General features: G+C 34.2%; 22 protein-coding genes and 1 pseudogene. 17 read left to right on the forward strand and 6 right to left on the reverse strand.

What is annotated here, in order from left to right; translation table 11 throughout:
* Positions 1-107: 107 nt before the first annotated feature.
* From NSQ74_RS16585 to NSQ74_RS16595, 3 genes are read left to right on the forward strand one after another with little or no spacing between them, the layout of a single operon-like run.
* Complete coding sequence (locus NSQ74_RS16585) at positions 108-824, forward strand: (Fe-S)-binding protein (RefSeq protein WP_340824774.1); 717 nt, start codon at positions 108-110, stop codon at positions 822-824.
* Positions 825-849: 25 nt separating this feature from the next.
* Positions 850-2,277 carry a LutB/LldF family L-lactate oxidation iron-sulfur protein gene (locus NSQ74_RS16590; RefSeq protein WP_340824775.1) on the forward strand — a complete coding sequence of 476 codons (1,428 nt, stop codon included), beginning with the start codon at positions 850-852 and terminating at the stop codon, positions 2,275-2,277.
* Positions 2,277-2,993, forward strand: coding sequence for a LutC/YkgG family protein (locus tag NSQ74_RS16595; protein ID WP_340824776.1), 717 nt, complete (start codon positions 2,277-2,279; stop codon positions 2,991-2,993). The genes NSQ74_RS16590 and NSQ74_RS16595 overlap by 1 nt, the downstream gene beginning before the upstream one ends.
* Positions 2,994-3,209: 216 nt before the next feature.
* Here the strand turns inward: NSQ74_RS16595 and NSQ74_RS16600 are convergent, their stop codons facing one another.
* Positions 3,210-4,496, reverse strand: a complete 1,287-nt coding sequence (locus tag NSQ74_RS16600) for an MFS transporter (RefSeq protein ID WP_340824777.1) — start codon at positions 4,494-4,496, stop codon at positions 3,210-3,212.
* Positions 4,497-4,713: 217 nt separating this feature from the next.
* Between NSQ74_RS16600 and NSQ74_RS16605 the strand changes: the two genes are divergently transcribed.
* Positions 4,714-5,952 carry a helix-turn-helix domain-containing protein gene (locus tag NSQ74_RS16605; RefSeq protein ID WP_340824778.1) on the forward strand — a complete coding sequence of 413 codons (1,239 nt, stop codon included), beginning with the start codon at positions 4,714-4,716 and terminating at the stop codon, positions 5,950-5,952.
* A 262-nt stretch (positions 5,953-6,214) separates the two neighbouring features.
* Here NSQ74_RS16605 and rarD read toward each other — a convergent pair whose 3' ends face one another.
* Positions 6,215-7,120, reverse strand: a complete 906-nt coding sequence (gene rarD / locus NSQ74_RS16610; protein WP_340824779.1) for an EamA family transporter RarD — start codon at positions 7,118-7,120, stop codon at positions 6,215-6,217.
* 170 nt (positions 7,121-7,290) lie between these two features.
* Positions 7,291-7,827: a hypothetical protein gene (locus NSQ74_RS16615; protein WP_340824780.1), complete on the reverse strand. Its 537-nt coding sequence runs from the start codon at positions 7,825-7,827 to the stop codon at positions 7,291-7,293.
* Positions 7,828-8,400: 573 nt separating this feature from the next.
* On the opposite strand from NSQ74_RS16615, the gene NSQ74_RS16620 reads away from it, so the two are divergent.
* The 7 genes from NSQ74_RS16620 (at position 8,401) to NSQ74_RS16645 (ending at position 16,008) form a co-directional block, all read left to right on the forward strand.
* Positions 8,401-9,048 (forward strand): response regulator transcription factor, encoded by a 648-nt coding sequence (locus NSQ74_RS16620; RefSeq protein WP_340824781.1) that lies wholly within the window; start codon positions 8,401-8,403, stop codon positions 9,046-9,048.
* A gap of 238 nt (positions 9,049-9,286) precedes the next feature.
* On the forward strand, positions 9,287-9,400 hold the full coding sequence (locus NSQ74_RS23440) for a lariocidin family lasso peptide (RefSeq protein WP_445669067.1): 114 nt from the start codon (positions 9,287-9,289) through the stop codon (positions 9,398-9,400).
* A gap of 88 nt (positions 9,401-9,488) precedes the next feature.
* The gene (locus NSQ74_RS16625) at positions 9,489-9,758 is read left to right on the forward strand and encodes a hypothetical protein (protein ID WP_340824783.1); all 270 of its coding nucleotides are present in this window, start codon (positions 9,489-9,491) and stop codon (positions 9,756-9,758) included.
* Positions 9,759-9,775: 17 nt separating this feature from the next.
* Positions 9,776-10,219, forward strand: coding sequence for a lasso peptide biosynthesis B2 protein (locus NSQ74_RS16630; protein WP_340824784.1), 444 nt, complete (start codon positions 9,776-9,778; stop codon positions 10,217-10,219).
* Positions 10,216-12,207: an asparagine synthetase B family protein gene (locus NSQ74_RS16635; RefSeq protein ID WP_340824785.1), complete on the forward strand. Its 1,992-nt coding sequence runs from the start codon at positions 10,216-10,218 to the stop codon at positions 12,205-12,207. The genes NSQ74_RS16630 and NSQ74_RS16635 overlap by 4 nt, the downstream gene beginning before the upstream one ends.
* Positions 12,208-12,256: 49 nt before the next feature.
* Positions 12,257-14,209 carry an ABC transporter ATP-binding protein gene (locus tag NSQ74_RS16640; protein ID WP_340824787.1) on the forward strand — a complete coding sequence of 651 codons (1,953 nt, stop codon included), beginning with the start codon at positions 12,257-12,259 and terminating at the stop codon, positions 14,207-14,209.
* Entirely contained in the window at positions 14,203-16,008 is a 1,806-nt protein-coding gene (locus NSQ74_RS16645; RefSeq protein WP_340824788.1) for an ABC transporter ATP-binding protein, read from the forward strand. The genes NSQ74_RS16640 and NSQ74_RS16645 overlap by 7 nt, the downstream gene beginning before the upstream one ends.
* 349 nt (positions 16,009-16,357) lie before the next feature.
* Here the strand turns inward: NSQ74_RS16645 and NSQ74_RS16650 are convergent, their stop codons facing one another.
* Positions 16,358-17,032, reverse strand: coding sequence for an MBL fold metallo-hydrolase (locus NSQ74_RS16650; protein WP_340824789.1), 675 nt, complete (start codon positions 17,030-17,032; stop codon positions 16,358-16,360).
* 599 nt (positions 17,033-17,631) lie between these two features.
* The gene (locus NSQ74_RS16655) at positions 17,632-17,988 is read right to left on the reverse strand and encodes a hypothetical protein (RefSeq protein WP_340824791.1); all 357 of its coding nucleotides are present in this window, start codon (positions 17,986-17,988) and stop codon (positions 17,632-17,634) included.
* A gap of 260 nt (positions 17,989-18,248) precedes the next feature.
* On the opposite strand from NSQ74_RS16655, the gene NSQ74_RS16660 reads away from it, so the two are divergent.
* Positions 18,249-19,598 carry a DUF3238 domain-containing protein gene (locus tag NSQ74_RS16660; protein WP_340824793.1) on the forward strand — a complete coding sequence of 450 codons (1,350 nt, stop codon included), beginning with the start codon at positions 18,249-18,251 and terminating at the stop codon, positions 19,596-19,598.
* A gap of 61 nt (positions 19,599-19,659) precedes the next feature.
* Here the strand turns inward: NSQ74_RS16660 and NSQ74_RS23445 are convergent, their stop codons facing one another.
* On the reverse strand, positions 19,660-19,881 hold the full coding sequence (locus tag NSQ74_RS23445; RefSeq protein ID WP_445669078.1) for a hypothetical protein: 222 nt from the start codon (positions 19,879-19,881) through the stop codon (positions 19,660-19,662).
* Positions 19,882-20,039: 158 nt separating this feature from the next.
* Here NSQ74_RS23445 and NSQ74_RS16665 point away from each other — a divergent pair.
* The 5 genes and pseudogenes from NSQ74_RS16665 to NSQ74_RS16685 all read left to right on the forward strand — a co-directional run.
* Positions 20,040-20,333 (forward strand): annotated as a pseudogene (locus tag NSQ74_RS16665) (PLP-dependent aminotransferase family protein); the annotation flags it as partial.
* Between the two features lie 784 nt (positions 20,334-21,117).
* Positions 21,118-21,426: a hypothetical protein gene (locus NSQ74_RS16670; protein WP_172771135.1), complete on the forward strand. Its 309-nt coding sequence runs from the start codon at positions 21,118-21,120 to the stop codon at positions 21,424-21,426.
* Entirely contained in the window at positions 21,420-22,094 is a 675-nt protein-coding gene (locus NSQ74_RS16675; RefSeq protein WP_340824798.1) for a hypothetical protein, read from the forward strand. Before NSQ74_RS16670 ends, NSQ74_RS16675 begins: the two co-directional genes overlap by 7 nt.
* A gap of 295 nt (positions 22,095-22,389) precedes the next feature.
* Positions 22,390-22,920, forward strand: coding sequence for a hypothetical protein (locus tag NSQ74_RS16680; RefSeq protein WP_340824799.1), 531 nt, complete (start codon positions 22,390-22,392; stop codon positions 22,918-22,920).
* Positions 22,921-23,390: 470 nt separating this feature from the next.
* Positions 23,391-24,572 (forward strand): M20 metallopeptidase family protein, encoded by a 1,182-nt coding sequence (locus NSQ74_RS16685; protein ID WP_340824800.1) that lies wholly within the window; start codon positions 23,391-23,393, stop codon positions 24,570-24,572.
* Positions 24,573-24,610: the final 38 nt, after the last annotated feature.

Below are 24,610 nucleotides of genomic sequence, written 5' to 3' on the forward strand. Positions count from 1 at the left end.
CCAGAAGGTTGTAGTATTATTAAAACAATCTATTTACATACCAAGTCATCTGATGACCAGTTGATTAATCGTTTGAATAGGAAATTATCACATAAGGAGTGATGAGCATGAAAGTAACACTTTTTGCGACTTGTTTAGTCGATATGTTTCAAGGTGATGTAGGAAAAGCTGTCGTTGAAGTATTAGAGAGACTCGGCTGTGACATCGACTTTCCAGAAAATCAAATTTGCTGTGGACAGCCTGCCTACAATAGCGGCTACGTCCAAGAATCCAAAAATGCTATGAAAAAAATGATTACAGCTTTTGAACATGCAGAGTATGTCGTCTCCCCTTCTGGCTCTTGTGCCTATATGTTTAAAGAATATCCTGAAGTATTTAAAGGAGATCCTATATGGGAACATAAAGCGCAGGCATTAGCAGAAAAAACATACGAATTCACTGAATTTATTGTGAATGTTTTACAAATTGAAGATGTAGGTGCCCATTTAGAAGGTAAGGCAACTTTTCACACTTCTTGCCATATGACCAGACTGCTTGGTGTGAAAGAAGCTCCTATTAAATTATTAGGGCATGTTAAAGGCTTACAATACGTGGAGCTCCCAGGAAAAGAACGCTGTTGCGGTTTTGGTGGCACATTTTCGGTAAAGATGGGGAATATTTCTGGAGAAATGGTCAGTGAAAAAGTACAAAACGTGGAAGAAACTGAAGCAGATATTTTAATTGGTGCGGACGCTGGCTGTTTAATCAATATCGGCGGTAGAATTGAGCGGCAAGGGAAACCAATAAAAGTCATGCATATTGCGGAAGTGCTAAACTGCCGATAAATTGCATTTAGAGGAGGATAATCGAATGGCAATGAAAACAAGCGATGATAGGTTTAACCAGCGAGTAACGAAAGAGCTAGAAAATACTTTTATGCGCGGCGCAGTATCAAGTGCTCAAGAACGCTTTCAAACACGTCGTTTACAACAAGCAAATGAGCTTGGACACTGGGAAGAATGGCGTTCCCATGGTGAGGAAATTCGACAACATGTACTTGCCAATTTAGATTATTACTTATACCAGCTTAGTGAAAATGTTGCAAAACGTGGTGGACATGTGTATTTCGCTAAAACTGCTGAAGAAGCAACTACCTATATCCAACAGATTGCAATAGAGAAACAAGCAAAGAAAATTGTTAAATCTAAATCAATGGTAACGGAAGAAATTAATTTAAACCCTGCTCTCGAACAACTAGGCTGTGAAGTGATTGAAACAGATCTTGGTGAATATATTTTGCAAGTTGGTGACCATGAACCACCCTCTCATATCGTCGTGCCAGCATTGCATAAAAATAAAGAACAAATTCGTGATATTTTTAAAGAAAAACAAGGCTATGACAAAACAGAAAAACCGGAAGAACTGGCACTTTATGTTCGTGAAAAACTACGAAACGAATACTTAACAGCAGATATTGGTATTACAGGCTGTAACTTTGCTATCGCAGAAAGTGGCTCAATTACGCTCGTTACAAATGAAGGTAATGCTGACTTAGTAACTGCTTTACCTAAAACACAAATTACAGTGATGGGAATGGAACGTATTGTTCCTACATTTGAGGAAATGGAAGTGCTTGTCAGTTTATTAACAAGAAGTGCAGTTGGGCAAAAGCTAACAAGTTATATTACAACGTTAACAGGTATAAAAGATGAGAACGATACAGATGGGCCAGAAGAATTCCATTTAGTTATCGTCGACAATGGCCGTTCGAATATTTTAGGTGGTGAATTCCAGCCTATATTACAATGCATTCGCTGTGCAGCATGTATCAACGCGTGCCCTGTATACCGTCATGTTGGTGGCCATACATATGGGTCGATTTACTCTGGGCCAGTCGGTGTTGTACTATCACCACTTTTGGGAGGGTATGATGATTTCAAAGAGTTACCATATGCTTCTACTTTATGCGGTGCTTGCACAGATGCTTGCCCTGTCAAAATCCCATTGCATCAACTGATACACCGGCACCGTCAAGTCATCGTTGAAAATGAAGGGAAGGCTCCAGTGTCTGAAAAGCTTCTCATGAAAGCGTTCGGCTTAGGTGCTTCTTCCCCTACTTTATATAAGATGGCAACGAAAATGGCATCGCCAGCTATGTCACCATTTACAAAGGACAATAAAATTTCAAACGGTCCAGGGCCATTAAAAGCATGGACCGAAGCTAGGGATTTCCCTGCCCCGAATAAGGAAAACTTCCGAAGCTGGTTTAACAACCGTACTAAAGGAGGGTCTGAATAATGGCAGGAAGCATTCTAAATAGAGATGCATTTTTATCTAATATTGCCAATCAACTCGGACGAGCACCAAAAACAGAATTAACTAAGCCGATTTGGCAATATCAGCCACAGGACCGTGTTTTAAAAGATGCTACAAAGGATGATTTAGTAGCCGTCTTAGAGGAACAATGTAAAAATATTAATACAAATATGCTCATAACCAATACAGCTAATCTAGCAGCTGATTTACAAGCAGTCGTAGATATCTACGGTGGTCGGTCTGTCATCACATGGCAAGACGAACGCTTTGATCACTATGGATTATCACATATGATGCATACACAATGGCCACAAACAAATATTCAACTTTATGTATGGAATGAGACACAGCCAGAGGAAAATATCCTACAAGCTGAAAAAGCAAACATCGGTATAACCATTAGTGAGATGACATTAGCCGAATCAGGTACCGCCGTGCTATTCAGCGACAAGCATAAAGGGAGATCGGTTAGCTTTTTACCCGAAAAGTCGATTATTTTAATTCCTAAAAGTACAATTGTTCCACGAATTACCCAAGCAGCTCGATGGATTAGCAAAAAAGTTCAAAATGGTGAACATATTGCTTCCTGTATTAATTTTATTACGGGTCCAAGTAATTCCGCAGATATCGAAATGATTCCTGTCGTTGGTGTCCACGGCCCTATTAAAGCAACATATATCGTCATCGAGGATCAATAAACGTAGCACAGGCATGCACGGGAAACTATGCATGCCTGTTACTATGGTGAAATTTGTATTATTGTAGGTAGAACAAGCATTATTGCTAGTAACACTTCTACTATTCAGTGTAAACCTCTCACTACCGCTCAGAAAAACCTTTGTTATCGCCCATAAAACCCATGAAATCTACATTAATCTCCCGTTACCATTGATAGAATTTATCCTTTTGGGTAATTAATTTGCTACTCTTTCTGCCATCGTCGTTTCTTCGTAAAATTCTGGGTGAGCTTCTTTTAAGACAGCTGTGCGTAGTAATACAAGTGTCATTACAACTATAATCGCACTTGTAACAAGTAAAATACCTGTTGCTGGTAACATATCGTACAAAATACCATAAACGAGCATACCAATTGGCATCATGGACATAGCCATAGTTTCCATGAGACCAAATACACGTCCGCGGTATTCCTCAGATATAAGCTTTTGCATAAATACGCCTAGAGGCATATTTACGCCCATTTCAAAAATTGCAAAAATGAAGTAGAGCATAATATAAAAGACAACAATCATGGAATATGAAAAATCCGTAACTAACGGGATAACCGCAAATGCTAAGCTACTTGATAACAACAATAAACAAAATTTAGAAAAACGAAGTGGCACTTTAATCTCGCCACGTGTTGCAAAATAGATGGAAGCTACTAGCATGCCGAGCGCACCTGCCGCTTCAACAAAACCAAAATGAGTAGGTTTGACCTTGAGTAACTCGATAACCACATACGTTCCACCGACTACGATTGCTGAGAAAAATAAATTAATCCACAATGATAACCACATCACAACTTTAATAACTTTGTGTTGCTTAATATAGCTAAAGCCGCTAACAAGTCCTTTCCATATCTTTTCAGTTTTAACATCGTCCCCTCTTGTACTGTACAAATTAAAATTCATCGTTGCCTCTAAGCAAAAAGCAATCGCATAGGCAATCATATGCACAATTAAAAAAACTTCCATCGAGAAAAATCCGTACATCATCCCACCGATTACTGGACCTCCAACGGCTGCAACGGACATTGACATTTGATTAAATGACATTGCGCGCTGTAAACGTTCTGGATTTACAAGTGTAGCAATAGCTGAAGTAAAGGTTACACCTGAAAATGCAGAACAGAGTGTATAAAAAACTGTTGTCACATAAATCGCATTGACCGACATACCAAACATCTCTGTATACAGCAGTAAACCTGCCATCGTCAAAATCGTTCCAGCTTGCGCTAATAAAATCGTTCGTTTTTTAGAATAATTATCTGCAACATAACCGGCTAATGGTGCAACGAGAGCCCTAGGCAATATGGAACAAATCATGTTTGTTGCAAAGCTTGTGGCAGAACCTGTCATCGCTAAAATATACAAACTAATACCAAAGGACAACACATGTGACCCTAACATTGCAATCATTTTACTTGCCGTAAAGGTCCACAAATGATAGGTCGCCTTTTTATATTTTGCTGCTTCATCCATCGAAAAAATCCCTCCATATTTTATTTAAATTTAAAAGTTTAATTTCATTAAACAAAATATACCACATCATTTACTTTTCTTGCAACAAAAAGTTTAATATAATTAAACAAACAAAAAATTCTAGGTCGTACCTAGCACTCTCGGCTGTTTTGGGTAAATGTATAGACTTTGCGAAGAATAGTTATTATTGTTAATAGTGAAGAAAGGAGGCGAGGCAGTGGACTCTTTAGGCATGAGGATTCGCAAATTACGAAAAGAACGAAAATTAACATTAGAGGCACTTGCTGCTGATCGTCTAACAAAAGGTATGCTAAGTCAAATAGAAAATGATAAAGCGAAGCCATCTATGGAAAGCTTAGATTATATTGCGGAACGTCTTGGTGTGAAAGCAAGCGAATTACTTGAACAAGTGACATCATCTGATATTCGTCATCTTTTGGAGCAAGTAGAAATTATGTTTGCTGAGGTAAAGTTTGACGATGCGGACAACCATCAGCAAATCGTTGATATCATTCACCCATACATAGACGATTTACCACTTAGCTATGAAGCTGGGCGTTTATTATATATTTATGCGAATGCGCAGTACGTTGCAGGCTTAACGACATGGGAACCACCGCTTCAACAAGCGCGCCAAATATTTAAAGAAATCAATTTGTGGAGTCACTGGTTCAAAACCTATATGCTCCAGCTTGGCATTTTATCAGAAAATCGCTTATATGAAGAAGCTTATCGATGTATTTTACAAGTGAAAGAGGAAGTTGCCCGCGAAAACTATCAGCTAGATTCACGTGATACGGGGAAATTGTCTTATTATATTAGTATTTTTCAGCTAGCGATTGGTGAGCATGAGGCAGGTAAAAAATTAATTAACGAAACCATTGAACATGCCCATCAAAACCAACTGTTTTATCATATCGATGATTTGTACCGTATTGGTTCCTATTGTGCCATGATTGATGGTGATTTCGAGCAGGCTGACCAAATGATGATGAAGTTGGAGCAGTATCGTATTTTTGTTGAACAAGATGATGTCGATGCCTTTATATACGTCTTAAAATCCCATTATTATAACAATTATACACATGAGTATGAAAAAGCATTAGTTGAAATTGAACATTTTAATGCCCTTACAGATTCAACAAAATTAAATAAAAACTTTTATTATGCTGAAAAGGGAAAATCATTGTATTTACTTGGTCGTTATACAGAATCACTAGCAACATTTACCCATTTTACAGAAATCCCCATTTCAGTTTCACACCCTTATGATTTACTAAGTATGAATGAATGTTTTTCCTATAAAGCGCTATGCTACGCACAGTTTGGCAAGCTAACAACTGCTTACGAAATTGCCAAAAAAGCATACCTTGATTCGAAAGATTTAATCGACCTACCTTATAAGCAAAAAATTGAGGAAACGTATTTTACGATTAAAGCACAAATCGATTCTTAAAGGAACCGTAGAAGCTGTTGATTTCCGCTACAGGCGGACGCTTTCCACCGACACAATGTAAACCGCAACCCTCCCTAACGCGCGGCGCGGTTTATTGCGTTTTACATTGTGTGCGTTCCGCTGGAGTCACCGCCCTCCGTACCAATCAACTGAGCAAGTTTTTCATTATAAGGATAAAAAATGACAAAGCATCAAGAGTTAACTACTTGATGCTTGTCTAAATGCTGAAAGGACTTGTAGAGTACTCTACAAGTCCTTTTCGTTACGCAGATTTATGATGTGCTTTTCTTATTTCTATAATTTTCGAACCTGAGAACAATATTAAGGCTACCCAAATAATGCTGAATGCCAGTAGTTCAACTTGACTGAATGGTTCTTTATACAGTACCACGCCCAAAATTAAAACAATTGTTGGCGCTACATATTGTATAAAGCCTAATAGGTAAAGCGGAATATTTTGAGCACCTTTAGCAAATAAAACTAAAGGCACAGCTGTCACAATACCGCTCACAATCATTAATACATCTGTTTGTGTATTAACATGTAAGAAAGATGCTTGGCTTGTTGAAAATAAATAGACGTAATAGCCTAACGCAAATGGGAGAATAAACATAGTTTCAATGGCTAGGCCCCTTGTTGCATCAAGTGTAATTTTCTTTTTCAGTACCCCATAAATAGCGAACGTTAGGGCAATTAAAATCGCCACCCAAGGTACTGTACCATAATTTACAGTTAGTATGATAACCGCAATAAACGCAATGGCTGTAGCAACCCATTGTGCCCGACTTAATGTCTCTTTAAAGAAGACAACACCAAAAATGACCGACAATAGTGGATTAATATAATAGCCAAGGCTTGTCTCAATCAAATGTTCATGGGTTACAGCCCAAATATATAAGTACCAATTCATTGAAATGACAAAAGATGCACATGCTAACTGCCAAAAAATCTTCTGGTGTGTCCATAAATATTTTAAATCAGCTAATAAATCTTTGCGCATACCGAAAATAATGACTGCTAGTACTGTAAAGACGAAGGACCATATTACACGCCCTAATAAAATTTCCATACTTGGCACATGCTCAAGTAGTTTCCAGTAAAGTGGGAATGCTCCCCAAATGGCATAGGCAAAAAACGCTGCCAATACCCCTTTTTTCTCATTTGACATTGTCTTTAATTCTCCTACTCTTCTTAAATCAATTACGACACTCTCGTAATTTCACAAGTTTGACGTTTATTTATAATGTGAAAGAATAGACTAATTATAGGACTTTGACCGGCAACTGTAAATGCACAATTTTACTATGAACATATTGTTTATTGCTAAAACACCTGACATTACGCTTTATTTTCATTTTCAAGCTCAGAAATATATTTTCGTACCATACTATAACTAATATCAGGATTAATTTGTCGCTTAATGCGAATATGAATTTCTTTTATGCCTACCCCCTGCTCCCGCATATCTCGAATCATCGATTTTAAAGGACCCGAGAGAGATTCCCTAGACAAGGCCGTGTATTTACTAAGCTCAATCAGCAAGTTGGTATTTTGTCGGCGGAGCTCCTTCAGCTCGTCGACGGCACAATTATACTCCGTTAGCTTTTTTTGTAACACCGCATTTTGCTGTGTCAATTTTTGCATGTCTTCAGTAAGCTTAGTATTTTGTTTTTTTAAATTTTTTCGCTCTTGTTCCAATACAATTTGCTTTTCATCTAAATCAATATGCATGGCATTATACAATTGTTCAATATGCATTAATTCTTTATAGCGACTTTGCGTTAACATCATAAGTGTTTCTGTCGTTTTGACAGCAAGTGTGCCATCTTGCATTTTTTCACATGTTAATGCCGATAGATCCATTTTGTTCGTCATTTTTTTCTCACTCCATTACTAAATTGTTCGTGTAATGGGATTGCTTTGTTTAACATCCTTCAGCTTCCTTTTATATGATAATCATTCTCATTTATCTTATCATAATGAGAAAAGCACATTTTGTCAAAATAAATAAGCTTCCTGTATCCATACAAGGAGCTCTAGTTAAAAAAACGAACCTTATTTTTACCTAAATATTTGATAACCTCATCACTAACTAAGAAAATGGTAACATATACAATTGCTATGTAAGTGTAAATAAAAAAGATTTCAACACCCCCTTCTGTTAAAAGCAAAAGTAGACATACACAAATAAATCCATGAGAAAAACAAGTAACATATGTTTAGTCTGAAGTGCAATCACTAAGGACGATAAAACGCTAATTGTAAATAGTATTAGAACAATTATCATACTCACTCTAAGTCTATTCCTAAAGGTACGATAAAGTTTAATATAAACCTTACAACGCAAAAGATAAAATTTATCTAAATACTCCACAAGAAATATATTTACGATATTTTATACAAAATACTACAAATAATTTCTAATATTTTTCCTAAGGAGGGCTAAAGTTGATTAAAATTTTAGTTGTAGATGATCATAACTTAGTAGGTGAAGGCACAAAATTAATTCTAGAGCAAGAAAAGGATTTTAATGTTACTTTTGTTAACTCTAGTAAAAAAGCGCTAGATATTTTATTAACACATACATTTGATGTATTTATATTTGATTTAAACATGCCACAATTAAACGGCCAAGAACTTGCAAAAGAAGTTTCAAAAATTTCCCCTAAATCTAGCATTATTATTTATACTGGGTATGATATTGAACCACACTTCAATAAGTTAGTTTCTTCAGGTGTTTCAAGTTTTGTTGATAAAGTTGCATCAAAAGAAATACTTATAGCGGCAATTAGAGCAAGTTTAGAAGGTAACTCAATGATGCCAATAAATTTACTACAGCAATTAAAAATCCCTGATAATAGTATAAATATTTTAGAGGGTTACCACTTATTAAAAAAATATAATCTCAGCAAAGATGAAGTTGAAACTCTTAAGCTTGTTATGGCAGAAAAAACAAATAAAGAAATAGCAGCAGAATTATTTATTAGCCTACGAACTGTAGAATACCGTTTAACAAATATCTTCAAGAAATTAAATGTTAATTCTAGAATTAGCGCAATCAAAAAAATAGAGGAAATAGCCAAGCTGACTAAATAGAAAATAATCTTACAAAAACCGCAAATCAATTCGGGTAATACCGTAATTAATTTGCGGTTTTTTTGAGGTTTCTTTACGGTATTTAAAGTTATTTTTATGAGTTACTCTATAAATAGACCTTCTAGCAGAGGTAACATTGACAGGCAAAATTATTTAATCATTGTAAGTTACTATACTTATAATTGGTTTATTTATTTTTCCGATCATTAATCTATAAAATAAGAAGGAGTGAAAGAACATGAAAAAGTTACAATCTGCTCAGGTAAAAAAGTATGGCGACTTCTTAACAGTTACCCTTTCTAAGAAAAGTAAGCCAGGTGATGGTAAATTTGGCCGTGGAAAAAAAGGTTAATGAAATTTCGTTATGAGAGAGTCTTTTGACTCTCTTCCCCTTTCTACTATACCTAGTTAAAAAAACATAAGAAAAGGTCGGTATTTTTATGAAAATTGCTCGTAAGGAAGAAATTGCTACGACAGTTTTGGATCAAGAATGTATAATACTTGATTTAAAAAGAGGTCAATATTTCGGATTAGAAAATGCTCTGAAAGAGCTTTGGTTAGAAATTGAACACGAGTACAAAGATACAAAAATAATACTTACTAAGTGGAAAAAACATTTTAACCAAACTGAAGAAGAGTTGGCTCAAATTCTGTACGAAGCTATACGAGAGCTTGCAGATAAGCAACTAATCAAAATAAGAGACATTTGAGAGGCAGATTTCCTATTATGAATGAGTGTTATTTTACAACAATACATGGATTTGTAAGGTTTATACTGTTGGAATATGACTTTGAAGAAGCTTATGAAAAAATCGCTGTTCATATGTATCCCCTTTATGCAAGTGCAACTGATAGAAAGGTAAATGAAATTGATATAGACGAATTATATAGATTAGGTCAATTACTTTATAGACTGGATGAAGATGATCACCTTGTTACTTCATGTGTATCAATAGCAGTTACTATTCAAGCTATTTTGTTCAGTGGAGGTTATGAATCTGACTTATTAATAGGTGTTAAAAAAATCGATCAGAAGTTATTTTCTCACGCTTGGGTACAATTGAAAAACGGAAAAAAGATTGATCCTAACAATAAAATCGAAGATTTAAAAGTTTTGCAAATCTATGATATGAGTAAATTTACTGAAAGGTGGGTATTGTCCTCGTTATGAAAATATGGATTGTAATGCAAGGAAAGAACCACAAAAGATGGAATGATTGGTTAGAAAACTTAACACATTGGGCACGTGCAAATGTCATTCATGTTATGGACAAAGAAATGATGCATATGGCAGAAATAAAGGTTGAATATACAAATATAAATTTTAACAATTCCGATTCACAACAAAATTTTTCCCATCCAGTAGTAATCGATGGTTGGATAGATGGAAAATTCCATATATATTCGGATGGCGTTGATTCATTACCAGATTACCAAAGAAAAGATTTATTCACCGCCCTACAGTATGAACCGGAAAAACTATTATGTAATTCTTACGGTGAATTTACGATAGCTTGTTGGAATGAGACGAATCTAGGTTTTATTGTTGCCACAGATATCTATGCAACACGCCCTGTTTATTATTGGATAAGCAAAGAAAAGGAATTATTTATTGCAAATGATATACGAGCTCTTTTATTAATAACTGAGATACCCTTTCTTATAGACGAGGAAATTTGTAAGATCTTTCCTACATCAGGTTTTGCTGTTGGAGAGAACGATTTCGAGGAACTTACTTTCTTTAAAGGTATTAAAAAAATCCCACCAGCTACTATTGCTACATGGAATCACGATTCATTACAAATTAAAAGATATTGGGGTATGCCTCAATTGCTTGAGCAACCGGAAATAAAAATGGATGCCATTCCTTACTTTCGTGAGGTGTTTCAAGAGGTTACAGCAAATCGTTTAAGAGGAAAAAAGCACATTATTGAGCTAAGTGGTGGGCTCGATTCGGCTACTGTTACAGCAGCAGCGCTTACAGATGGCAATACGGAACGATTACTTGCTGTCAATATTTCTTTTACAGAGAACGACATGATTCTTAGTCACGATAAGGATCTTGTAAAAAATATGATAAACGAATTAGGCATTCCTGGTGTTATTATTTTAGCTGACGCAACGGCTAAAATACCAAATGCAGAATTAGGAAGAGACCCACTTTGGTTCATTGATGGACCAGAACCTAGAGCAAATGCCTTAGTCAATGAAACTTTCACGAAAATTGCTGAAGAATATGATGCTTTATCTGTTCTAACAGGTGAAGGTGGCGATTTTATTTTTAGTGGAGAAAAAGCTATAATTGACTCTTTTATACGACAGAAACGCTTTTCTGAACTATTTTATCTATTAAAAAAATGGTCTGGAGGAAATATTAAACAAATGTTTAAATTCGGTTTACAATACGGTATTTCTCCATTTATTCCTTATTTAGGCGAAAAACTTTATTATAATTTATTATGGTCAGATAAAGAATACGAGTTACCAGAATTTTTTACAGCTGAACATTTGAAACGAGAAAAAAAAATTAATAAAGAGGAATATTTAAATTATAGAAAAAGTAAGGCTCTCAGGTCTTGGGGTAAAAGATATCATTATGATTTTCTTTGGCCACGTGCAAGATATATGGACTCTGTTGGTATCACGCTACCTACATATCATCCTTTTTTAGATAGACGAATTATTGAATTTTCTTTCTCTGTACCTCCTGAACAGCATTTCGACATCATACAAGGAAAATCTGAAAAGTATGCTGGGTCGAAAATGCTCTTACGTAAAGCTTATGTTGATATTTTACCTTCATACATGTACAATCGCACATCAAAAACAACCTATTCACATATGGCAAGAAAAAGTTTTTTTAATGACCGTAAACAAATTCTGCAGTTATTTGATAAAAAGAAGAAAAATTTACAAGTTGCAGAACTTGGTATTATTAAAAGAGATATATTTTGGAAACATTTACTTGCTATGGCTATTCGTTCGGAAGATCCAAATAATGATTTAGGCATGGGCTATCAATATATGAGAGCCATTATTGATTTGGAGATTTGGCTACAAGAAATGGAAAAAGGAAAAGAATATGTGCTCGAACGCTCCCGTCCTATTAAACCACGTCTATTAGGTGATATCGAGACTTTAAATTTGGGAGAAAAATAGCGTTTTTACTCCCATAGCTAAATAATATGACTACAATAAAGGTGAAAAAATGGTGCGTAAACAGAAATGGCGATGTAAAGGACAATGGAATTATCTGAAAAGTGCCAGAGAAACTTCTACACTACTTCTTAATATGGTTTGGAAATCCGGACCCCTACTAACACTTTGCATAGTTATTTTTATTGTAGTGGATGCCACCATCCCTATCATTCAATTATACGTTTCTAAAAAAATAATTGACGGTATTGTTGAACAAAATGAATTATATTATACAGAGTTATGGGCTATAGCTTATGCCCTCAGTTTAATTATTCTAAATATAGTAAAATCTATAGAATCATGGGTAAAAACATTACTTGCGGAACGCTCCATGATTACCGTTAATAGTTTTTTACTTGATGCCTTTGAACGTATTCCAGGTATGCGTTTCTTCGAAGACCCCCAGTATAGAGATAGGCTTGAAACGTTACGGGATCACGCTACTTGGTTACCTTTCCAATTAATTATGATCAGTGCAAATTTCATTACTGCAATACTTTCGTCGATTGGAATCATTTTAGTTATAGTCTATTTTTCCCCAGTGCTAGCTTTACTACTTGTTCTGTCTACTGGTCCATTTGCTTTTGTACAAAACCGTTACAACGAGATGGAATGGGATTATGCCAAAGAGTATGCACTGTTAAGAAGGAAAATGGATTACATCCGGAGTTTATTACTTGGCAGACGTTCGGCAATGGAAGTCCGCTTGTTTGGTTTAGGAAGCTTCTTTTATAACATGTATAAATCAACTTTTGAACATTTATATAGTACCTTTAGTAGAATTCAGATAAAAGGTTCTAATTGCACTGTGTTAACAAGTTTTTTATCAGGAATCGGAACAGGAATTGGTTACTTTTGGATATTAATGAAGACCGGTTCAGGGAGTATGTCTATTGGAGATTTTGCTTTGTACTTAGGTGCCGTATTTCAATTATCTGTTTCTATGAGAGATATTGCTAAAGAAGGTGCGGATACTATTGATTTATGGAGAATGGGAAAAGATTTTATTCTTTTTATGAAAGCTGAAAAGGATATTGAAATTTCTTCTAAACCAGTTCCTATTGCTAGTGAAGGTGCCCTATCAATCGAATTCAGAGATGTGTGTTTTCGCTATCCATATCAGGAATCAGTTCAAGAGGAAGGCCACTATCAATCATCTAAGGAAGACATAGAGGAAACAGAAGAGGCACATTTCTATGATGACCCTTATATAGATACTGATAAAGATTCTATTAAGAATACTGGATATGTTTTAGATCGTATTAATTTCTCAGTCTCTCCGGGTGAAAAGGTGGCAATTGTGGGTGCTAATGGCTCTGGTAAAACAACACTTATCAAATTGCTTTGCCGTTTTTATGAATTTAATCAAGGCGAGATCAAGGTGAACGGTATTGATATTCGTAATCTCGATTTATACGAGCTAAGAAAGCAAATCTCAGTGGTATTCCAAGAGTTTGGGCGATATGAAATGTCCATAAGAGAAAACATTGCCCTTGGTGATTTAAACGCCCAGCATAATGATGATAAAATTTTACACGCAGTACACTCAGCAAAATTGGAAACAACTATTGCTGAATTACCCGAAAACCTTGACACAATGGTTGGTCCTGAATGGGGAGGTATTGACTTTTCAGGTGGACAATGGCAAAGAATTGCTTTAGCTAGAGCGCTTATGAGACAGGCAGGATTAGTTATTTTGGACGAACCATCTGCTGCGTTGGATATAAGAGCAGAATATGATATATTCCAACAGTTTAAGAAACTTACACATGGCAAAACCGTTATTATGATTTCACATCGCTTCAGTACTGTGAGAATAGCTGACCGTATTCTTGTACTGAAGAATGGCAAGATTATAGAAGAAGGAAGCCATGAAACTCTTCTCAAAAAGAATGGGGAATATGCAAAAATGTTCCGCCTACAAGCTAAATCTTTTCTAGGGAAGGATGAGGTCTTTTGCTAAAAATTAAACAAGCTATTTTAAAATTACCCGAAACAACTTCTGTAATTTTATATGGTTTAAACTTATTCTGGCAATGTGACAAACTTAAAACATGCTCCCTATTTTTCATGATATTATTAGAATCTTTACTTGGTCCGCTACTTATCTGGTTAAGCGCTAAGATTTTGGATGAAATTACACTTACCTCCTTTAATTTATTCTCTTGGAACACTTTAATATGGATGGCTGTAGTCTATTTTACTTTTACATTAATAATAGACGCTCTTCAACCAGTAGTTGAGATGCAAAAGCGACTGTTTACCTTTAAACTTCAAGCTCATATTGATACATTACTCATTACCAGAGCTATTTCCTTTCCAGATATTACTCCTTTTGAACAAGCATCTTTCCATTCTAGAACTCAAATTGTCCGTTATAATGAGTATTTTGTTAATATGTGGATTACCATCGTAACTCAACTCTTAAGCGGTGTTACTTTGATTATTGCTGGAAGTACATTAATCGGAATGTTTGCACCTTGGGCTCCTATTTTATTTCTTTTCTTATCCTTTCCCAAAATGTATTTGGAAGCAAAAATTAATAATTTGACTTTTGAGGGACGTGAAGAGATACAAGAGTTAAGGAGACGTGCAGAATATTATCTATGTACTCCTCTTATGCATGAAACAGCAGGCGAGATGAAAGTATTTAATCTTGTCCCCTTTTTCAAGTCCCGTTATAGTAGTACTGCCAAACATTTATTACAAACTATTTCAAACGATCAAAAAAAGCTGACCCTTCATCAGTTTTTTTGGTCCCTGCTACAGTCGATGGTTGCTGGTGGTATTCTAATTTATATTGTACAGCAAGCTCTTCAAGGTCAGTTATCCTCTGGAGATATACTGCTGTTTATAGGAGCAATCATTCAATTCAATGAAGGTACAAATGAATTATTCGCAGTATTTGCAATTGGACCTAGAGAAACTAGACATTTAAGAAAAATAGTTTCTTTCTTAACAAGCGAAAATAAAATTAAATCTGGAAATACTTTACCTGATGATGCTATAGATAAAGGCTATGAACTTAACAAAATAACATTTAGCTATAATGCCGAAAAGGAAGTATTAAAGATTGAGGAATTGCAAATTCCAAAAGGAAAAATAACAGTATTAGTTGGTGAAAATGGATCGGGTAAAAGTACTATTATTAAGTTACTTCTACGATATTTTGATCCAAATGAAGGAACAATTCACTTCAATACCTTACCGTTAAGTTGTTATGATATTGAGAATTTCAGGTTAAATTCAACAGCAGTTTTTCAAGATTTTCTCCGATACGAAATGGACTTTAAATCAAATATTGGTGTAGGTAAAATTTCTAAATTTAATGATTTAGTGAGTATTGAAAAGGCTGCTTCCCTTGGAGGTGCCAATCAGTTTTTACATAAGCTTGAAAAGAAATATGAAACTGAACTTGGAAGACTATTTGGTGGAAAAAATCTATCTGGGGGGGAATGGCAACGTATTGCTCTTTCTCGTGCTTTTATGAGACATGAGTCAGCAAATCTACTTATATTTGACGAGCCTACATCTGCATTAGATGTTTTTATTGAAGAAGAGATTTTCGAAAAATTACGTAAATTAGCTTATGGAAAAACAGTAATTATTGTCTCGCATAGACTAAGCACCGCCCGCTTTGCTGATAACATTATCTTTTTAGAAAAAGGAAAGGTCGTAGAGATCGGTACTCATGATGAATTAATAAAAAACCAGGCACACTATGCAGAGTTATATAAGTTACAAGCTCAAAAATATAAATGATAGAAGAATAAAATAACTGTGATTAAGGTTTTTAAAAAGCAAGAGAACGAGAAGCGAAAAATTTTGGTTTTAGGAAGGGTTAAACCCTCCTAAAACCAAAAATAATCATTCGAACAGGGTTATAAAAAATAATAATGTGTAGATTTACTTGAAAAGATTGAATTGTCATTTACTCAAAAATATTGACACTCCCCTTATACGTGTAACTAAACGATTTGATCAATTAATTGAAGAAATTATAGTTCCTTCTTACATTTGAAAGCACACCGTAAACTATTCATCAACTTTTTTATTTAATTAGCTTTTATACAGGAAGGCGACTTTTCATTTTCCAATAAAAGAATGGCCTTTAATCAGTTAGAGATGCTCTTAAGTTGTTCCAAATCTGCTCATTAATATTTCCCTTACTCAATCCGCCGTGGTAACAAACTACCGATTCAATGTCTAACTCTAAGTATTTCTTTAAAGATTGTTGAGCTTCCCTTATATCCAATGTCGTTGGAACATGAACTCCCCTCAATACTCCGTTCTCACTATACATCGAATCTCCAGCAACAAGCGTTTTACTTTGTTTGAAGTATAGGCTGACATGACCCTGCGTATGCCCTGGCGTATGGATAACACGAATGCCTCCGCAATACGGCAATTCTTGACCATCTTTTAAAGTGTCGTTCACTATTCCTTTAGGTGGGTTTTCTATGTGCCCGTCTTTCAAAAGAGGCAAATCCCCCTCGATATAAGGCTTATCTAGTACGTGCGCATAAACTTTAATATTACTTCCACAAACCTGCAATATTTCTGGGAGACTGCCTATATGATCGATATCCTGATGCGTTAAAATGACAACCTTTAGTTTATCAAACGATACCCCTACCTTCTCCATTACAACGTGCAAATCTTCAAATTGTCCCGGAAATCCAGTATCTATTAACACAGCCATTTCCTGATCCCATAAAAGAGTTGGATGAATGATGATTCCATTAAATTCGAGCTCCAGAATTTCTACACCCTTTGAAACTTCCATAAACTTAGTTCTCCTTTATCATTCTATTTTAAAAATTAGGTTGAAATAATTCTTAAACAACCAAGTTATTTTTTTATATCCTTAAGAACAGTCCCCTTGGCGTCTTGGGGATTTTCATACTTGCATTGCATTTAATAGGATTATGAGACTACAGATATAGCTGTTCGGTTAAAGTTGGCATCTCTCACAATAACAGGTGTTTAGGAAAATAAAGATTGGAAAGATTAGCATAAAAAAGAGATGTAGCTTAAAAACATCTCTTTTTAAAATATTATTACGACTACTTTCTTATCTGTTTGCTTTCTAGAACATTTTTGTCTGCAATATTACCTGGTGTTACATTTAGTAAATTTCCACATAACCAACAATTCCTCTTAAAAATTATCATAATTATACTATTATGCTATTATATTCTATATCCATTTCATTTAATTTGTAGCTTATAATTACCTTTTTTCGATGAATATTAGACTCAGAATAGCCATTAATTTATTGCCTAGTATTTATGAACAGAATAAAATCCCCAAATTATCAATTATCTTTTTGATTGAGTAGCAGCCTATTTTTCAAATTAATCTTCAAATGCATTATAGATATCTTCATTGATTACGTTTAATTAACTTATCACAAATAAAGAAAACGGTAACATAAACAAATGCTATTAATGTGTAAATAAAAAATAATTCTATATCCCAGTCAGTTAACAGCAAAAACACACAAACACAAATTAATCCACAGCCAAAATGTTTCATATAAGCAAGTAAGATATGTTTAGTTCGTAATTCAATCACCGAGGAAGCTAAAATTCCAATAGTAAATAGTATGGGAACTGAAATAATACTCACGCCAAGCCCGATTGCGAAATAAGAGTTCGTAAAATCGTTAAAGAAAAAAGGTACGATAAAGTAACATGTGACTGTTGTTACAAAAGCTGCTAACAATTTTCTGTTAAACATATTTTCACTCCTTCACTCACATCTCGTAATAAGCGATAATGTTTTATGTTTTCATTCAGATGTCGCCTACTGAAAATACTCTAGAACTCGAAGTGTTTCTTCTTTTCTAAAAGATTAACTGATACACTACGCTCAATCAAATATTTTAAGTTGCTATATAATATTCTTATTCTATAAATTTTTTTTATTTCTTCGTTCCTTGATATCTAATACGGAATTTAGTTATTATTTAATTAATCTAAAAACAAGGAGGAATATATATGGAAAACAAAAAACTTTTTTTATACCTATTTGCAATTTGTTTATCATTTTTGTTAATACCATCTATTTCTGTCTTCGCTTATGAAGATGAATCCTTCAATCAAAATTTTTCAGATTTCCAAGTAAATAAAAATGCTAATGAGATGATTGTAAAATGGAACTCCATACCTAAAGCAAAAAAATATATAGTTAAACACAACCACGGAATATTGTACGAGGGAACTGAAGCACAATTCGAAAGTAAAAATCTTTCTGAAGGTAGCCTTAATGAATATGAAATAGCAGCTATTGATTATAACGACCAAGTATTCTCAAACTCACATATAAAAATATATACTACTTCATCTAATAATGAAGAAATAGGAATAGACACATTTTCTACAACATCAAGTATCATTTTAGACTGGCCTGATGTAGATAATATTACTGAATATTATATTTATAGAGATAATCAATTCATAGGAGTAACAAAAGAAAGCCATTACATAGATAATACTCCATCAGCAAATACCGAATATCAATATACAATTACTGGTGAAATACCTTTTACTAATACCCGATTTGAGCAAATAATCGAACAAGTAAAAATAGATTTCCTGAATTATTTGCTAACAGATGATGTGAATACATCTGCTAACAATTTATTCTCACAAGTATATAAAGAAATAGAGGAAAATCCTTTCGATTTAATAGAAATTTCTACTCCAGTTAAAACTTTAGAGGAAAATGTCCAAAAAATTTCTCTTCAAAATTATAGAGCAAAGCCCCAAATAATGCCTTTAGCAATATCAACAAATACATGGATAAAAATAAATACAATGATTTTAAATACTCCTAAATATCCTGGATATATTCCAGCACCAATTGGAAGCTACTATTACGGAACAGATAATCGTACTACAATAACTTCCCAAGGAAGTACTCGATCATCACTAGAAGCATCAATCAATTGGTCAACTTTAGCAGTTGAGGAAACAAAATCAATTGGTTGGACAAATCGTTACACAAAAAACTCCAATGGAACATATACATTTGTTGACCGAAAACAAGCATCTAGTAATAATGTTTATTTAGGAGCTACTAAAAAAACTAGTTCAATGATTGATATTAATTTCATTCACAAAGCAGCTCACCCTTATTACACCTTAGCGCCAAATGTAGAATACGAGTTCCGTACAGAAATTTATAAAGATGGGACTACAAAAATCAGAGGGTACCACACCTTATTCCCGTCACTCGGTATTTTCAGAAGTGATGGTTCAGGATATAAGACTATTTATACACATGATCAAGGGTCAAGGTCTCCTTGGAATTTATATTCACATAAAACAATTAACATAACGAAATAATTGACCAAAATACAAAGAGCAATCCAAAATATTAACGGATTGCTCCTTCTCATATATCAACTTATTTTTCCGACTCTACTATATGTGACGCGAAGTTTTCGTTTTGGATTCCTTCATGAACCTGGATAAAGATACTTACTCGCTCAGTAGGTTCGATATCGTAATTGGTAACAGTGTGAACGACCCCTTTGGGAACTACGAATGTGTCACCTCCTTTATAGGATTTCCAATCACCATTTTGTAGGAGTTTTACTTTTCCTTTTGTAATAATCACTTCAGCCACTTCCTGATAATGGGGCAATACGGCTCCGCTTCCTCAATGCGTTCTCTTTAGACCGAGCTGACACTTACACCCAGTTCATCCGCCTCTTTGGCACTTAGGAGCTCGCGGCGATGGACTTACGTGTAATACCATTCCCACCAGTCATTTCCTAGAGAGCAATCGCCCTACAAATACGAAAAGAAATTATGGAGGAAGAGCTAGCAGTAACAGGTTGGCAATGGGTCAGTCCAAATGGTGGTCTGAATTTATGGGTGCAGCTCCCTGATCAACTTTCAACTGAATTATTATTATCGAAAAGTATCGAAAAATCTATATCCTTTGTGCCAGGGCAAATATGCGATCCATTAAAACAACAATCTTCTTGGATACGTTTAAGTTATTCTTATGCAAATGAAAAGCAAATAAGAGAAGGGGTAAAAAGCTTGGTTGCATTGGCGCAGTCGCTTAAGTGAGGAGGCTTGGCGTACTCGAAGTGTATTCTTCAAGCCTTGCATCACTGTAACTATCGTATGGTTGGTTCTAAGCAAATTGTTGCTAAAATAAAAAAGCTCAAATAACTCCCGGAGTTCTTTGAGCTTCATTGCTATTCCCTTTTTACTATCATCTTTCTCGCATTGCTTTTTACTTTTTTGAATGCCTTTTTCAATCCTAGCTTGTTCTGCTTAGTATTTTCAATTCTTCCCAAGATTGAAAAGCTTCACGTAAGTTTCTGTCTTTCATCGCCAATTCCTCCAATACATATTAATATCTTCAATTACATCAGCTAAAAAGAGAATAAAATTTCACTTCTTCTACAGTTATAACTAGATTAGTCCAATTTTAAGACTTCGTAATTAATATTTTTTATTCCAAGTATTCTCCAGATTACGTGATTAATCTGTCTCAACACAATTCATTTCAAAAACATTCCAAAATTGCTTCTTCATTTCTCATTCCCCCTATTATTTAATGATAGTTTGAAGCCAATAATTTTTAAATGTTTTTGAACTTTTTATATTTTGAATATTCATTTTTTTAGGCTTCTAATATAATTAAATATGTACATATAATTATTGGGGAAATTATTTTTTCAATGCTAAAGAGTATACTTATTTGAATTTTCTGGGTGAAAAGATATTTGTGAAATTTCCTCCCTTCCGAAGAAATATCTTTTTATAAAAATCTACAGGTATCTATAAGAAATTTAATTTTCCCTCTTTATTATAAGTACATATATTTTTTATAGGAGTGATGTTTATGGCAAGTTGGTCAACTAGTATCAATAATGCTTTAAAACAAACGGTAAAAGATCAAATTTGGCCAGTTTTTACTGTAGGTGCTGCTATAACAGGTGCTAAAGATGGTTATAAAGTCGGTGTTGAAGCCTATAATAATAACAAAGCAAACGCACATAAAGCTGCCGTCGGAGTAGGTGCTTCACAAGCAAAACAATCCGTTGTTAAAGCTGCTATATCAACAGCTGCTAAAACAACTGGGGTAGGTGCTGTAATTTCTTTCGGTACAAATTTTGTATATCGCTTAGGACAAGAACGAGGCGTATGGTAAATAGAAAATTTCAAATTAATTTATCTCCTTTTGTCAAAAAGCTAGAAATGAAGTATTTAGAAGGAAATGAATTAATCAATGTACCTCTTTATTACAATAGAATTTCGTGTCAATGGGAAATCGATAATTTGGTATTAATTCAAAACTGTTTGTATTATTATTGTTTAAATGATTCTAACTTTTTTTTGGATCCTTTAAACCTAAATATTTATAAAGATAAAAACACTATGATATATTCGGTTTATGATCAGCATCTAATTAATACAGAAATTTATGAGGATTTTATATTGTCTGTTCAATCTTTTAAAATTCAAAATTCCAATCCGGACACTTATTTGTTTACTAAAAATTTCTTTTTAACAGATGAGGTGATGGGCCTTTTAGTGAATATTAATAGAACAATTATTGACACAATTAAGTATAGTATTATCGTAACTTTTGAATGGATAGGACCAGAAGGAACATATTATATTACTGATAAATATTTACCTGTAGATTTTTTTCAAAGTTCATCTACTATAAAGCATGGGCTTAGAATTGATTCAAATACCATGCAAACAGGAAAATGGATTGTAAGAATACTTGTTAATAACATATTAAACTTTCAATTTAATTTTTATATTCAAAGTGTCACATATAAAAACCCATATAACTCGAAAGGGTATTAAAATTTTATTTTGTTCATCTAGTAAAGTAAAAAATTTTTAGAGTAAACAGTGAAGACGAAACAATAAATACTATTCGCGCCTAACCTACTGTGCTTAACAGGCCAAACAAGATTGTACTCTTTTGCAAAATCCAGTGATATGGGCGTAAGCGCGAATAGTACATCACTAATTTCTTGTATAACTCTAATTGTTAAATACCTCCATATAATAGCATCGCATAATATAAAACCCTATTCAAAAAGTTTTTATCAACAAAAGTTAATAAATTCAAAATACAATGTACGGGGGATATATCTTGAAAAATTACATAATAATTATTTCTATTCTTCTTATATTTACTGTATTTTTAATTATACAAAGAACTTATTCTATTGAATCGAACGAGAGTGCAATGACTACTAGTATTCAACAACAATTAGAGGACGATATAGAAATTTCATCGATAGAAGAATATGACATCTCAAAATCTAATTCAAAGATTGTTTTATTTGAGTATGGTAATAAAAAGGGATATGCAGTTTTCAAAGTGAATTATGTTAACAAAAAATTAAAAATTATTTTTGTAAAATCTAATATTTTAGATAAGAATATCAATATCATACATACAAATCGAGGTAATTATATTCTTTTAAGTGGTAACTATAATGAGAAAATAAATTATATAGTTGTAAATGAAGGCAATACTAAGCACTTATTTGAAGTTGCACTTATTAACGAAAACTTTAGAAATTTATATATTACTCTGGAAACTATTCCACGTAGTTTAACTGACACGATGCTAAATGATGTATTAGTATACAATAAGGATAATAAGCTAGTATATTAGAATCACTGCCAATATCTTCAACTCCATCAAGGACTATGCCCTCCCCTTTTTATAAAATAGAATTTATCTACCTGCGTGTTTAAATGATTAAAACCGAGGTGGTAACTCCTGTAGAAACACAAAGTATATAAATGCAACAAGGGGCACATTAGCGAGGGTTGCAGTTTTCGATGCACCTGAGGAAGCATCCGCATGGAGCGAGAATCAAATGCTAGAATGCTTGTTTAACGTAAATAAGTATTCCTTTTCAACAAAATCAGTTAAAATCGTCCTTTTTTTATCCTTTATCTTCTTGTGCTTATCTAAGAATGATGTTTTTTCGCAAGATTCCACTTACATTAAAAAACAAGAGCGATTGGATTGGACCTAAGAAAACTTATTCATAAAGCGTTTATATTTTTATATCATACTTGACAACTTGGTTTAATCAACGTATTATCATTTTCATACATTTAGATAGAGGTGATCTTGTGAGTTTTCAAAATCAAGTAGAACAATTACATACACTTTTCGATGAAATTGTAGCTAATCGTCGTTATATGCATATGCACCCTGAATTATCATTTGAAGAAGAAAAAACATCCATTTTTATTGCTAATACATTAAAAGAATATGGTATCCCATTCCGCGAACGCGTTGGCAAAAATGGAATCGTCGCTAACATTGATGGCGCTTTACCAGGAAAAACACTCGCGTTCCGTGCCGATTTCGATGCCCTACCAATCAATGATGAAAAAGACGTACCCTATAAATCGACAGTACCTGGCGTTATGCACGCTTGTGGTCATGATGGACATACTGCTGCACTACTTGCATTTGCAAAAATTGTACAGCAAAATAAAGATCAATTAAGAGGCTCTATCCGTTTAATTTTCCAACCTGCTGAAGAAAAACCACCAGGTGGAGCAAAATTTATGATTGAGGATGGCGCGCTTGATGGTGTTGATTTTGTATTTGGAGCTCATTTAGCTTCCGATTTACCTTTAGGAAAAATTTCAACTGCAGCTGGTCCAATAATGGCCTCTGTTGACGCATTTACGATTAAATTATTCGGTAAAGGTGGACATGGAGCTTACCCACATACGACGAAGGATTCAATCATTGCAGCGACTCAGCTTATTCAAAACTTCCAGCAAATCGTTAGCCGTCGAGTAAATCCAACTGAGGCAGCGGTTGTAACAGTTGGTAGTTTACACGCAGGAAATGCCTTTAATGTTATTGCAGACACTGCTACATTAGAAGGTACTGTTCGTACATTAAATCAAAATGTACGGAATCAAATTGAAAAAGAAATTTTCGCTATTTTAGATGGCTTAAAAGTTTCAAATTATGTAGACTATGAAATCGATTATTTAAAAGGCTATCCTGTTTTAATTAATACAGAAAAGGAATCTGTTATTGTTGAACAATTAATTAAAGAACAATTCACAGAAGAAGCTTTCGAAATTAAAACTGCAGTCTTGGGTGCCGAAGATTTTGCCTATTACTTACAACATGTACCAGGAAACTTTATTCACGTTGGCTCTGCCAATGAACATGCAAATACACAATTCCCTCACCACCATCCGAAATTCGATTTTGATGAGCGTGCATTGCTAAATATCGCAACAATATTCTTAAAAATTATTGATTATTACGGTAAAGTCGAATAAATAAAACGGATTTGGAAAACGTGTAATTTTCCAAATCC

It is taken from the genome of Lysinibacillus sp. FSL W8-0992, from assembly GCF_038008685.1.
Classification (GTDB): Bacteria; Bacillota; Bacilli; order Bacillales_A; family Planococcaceae; genus Lysinibacillus.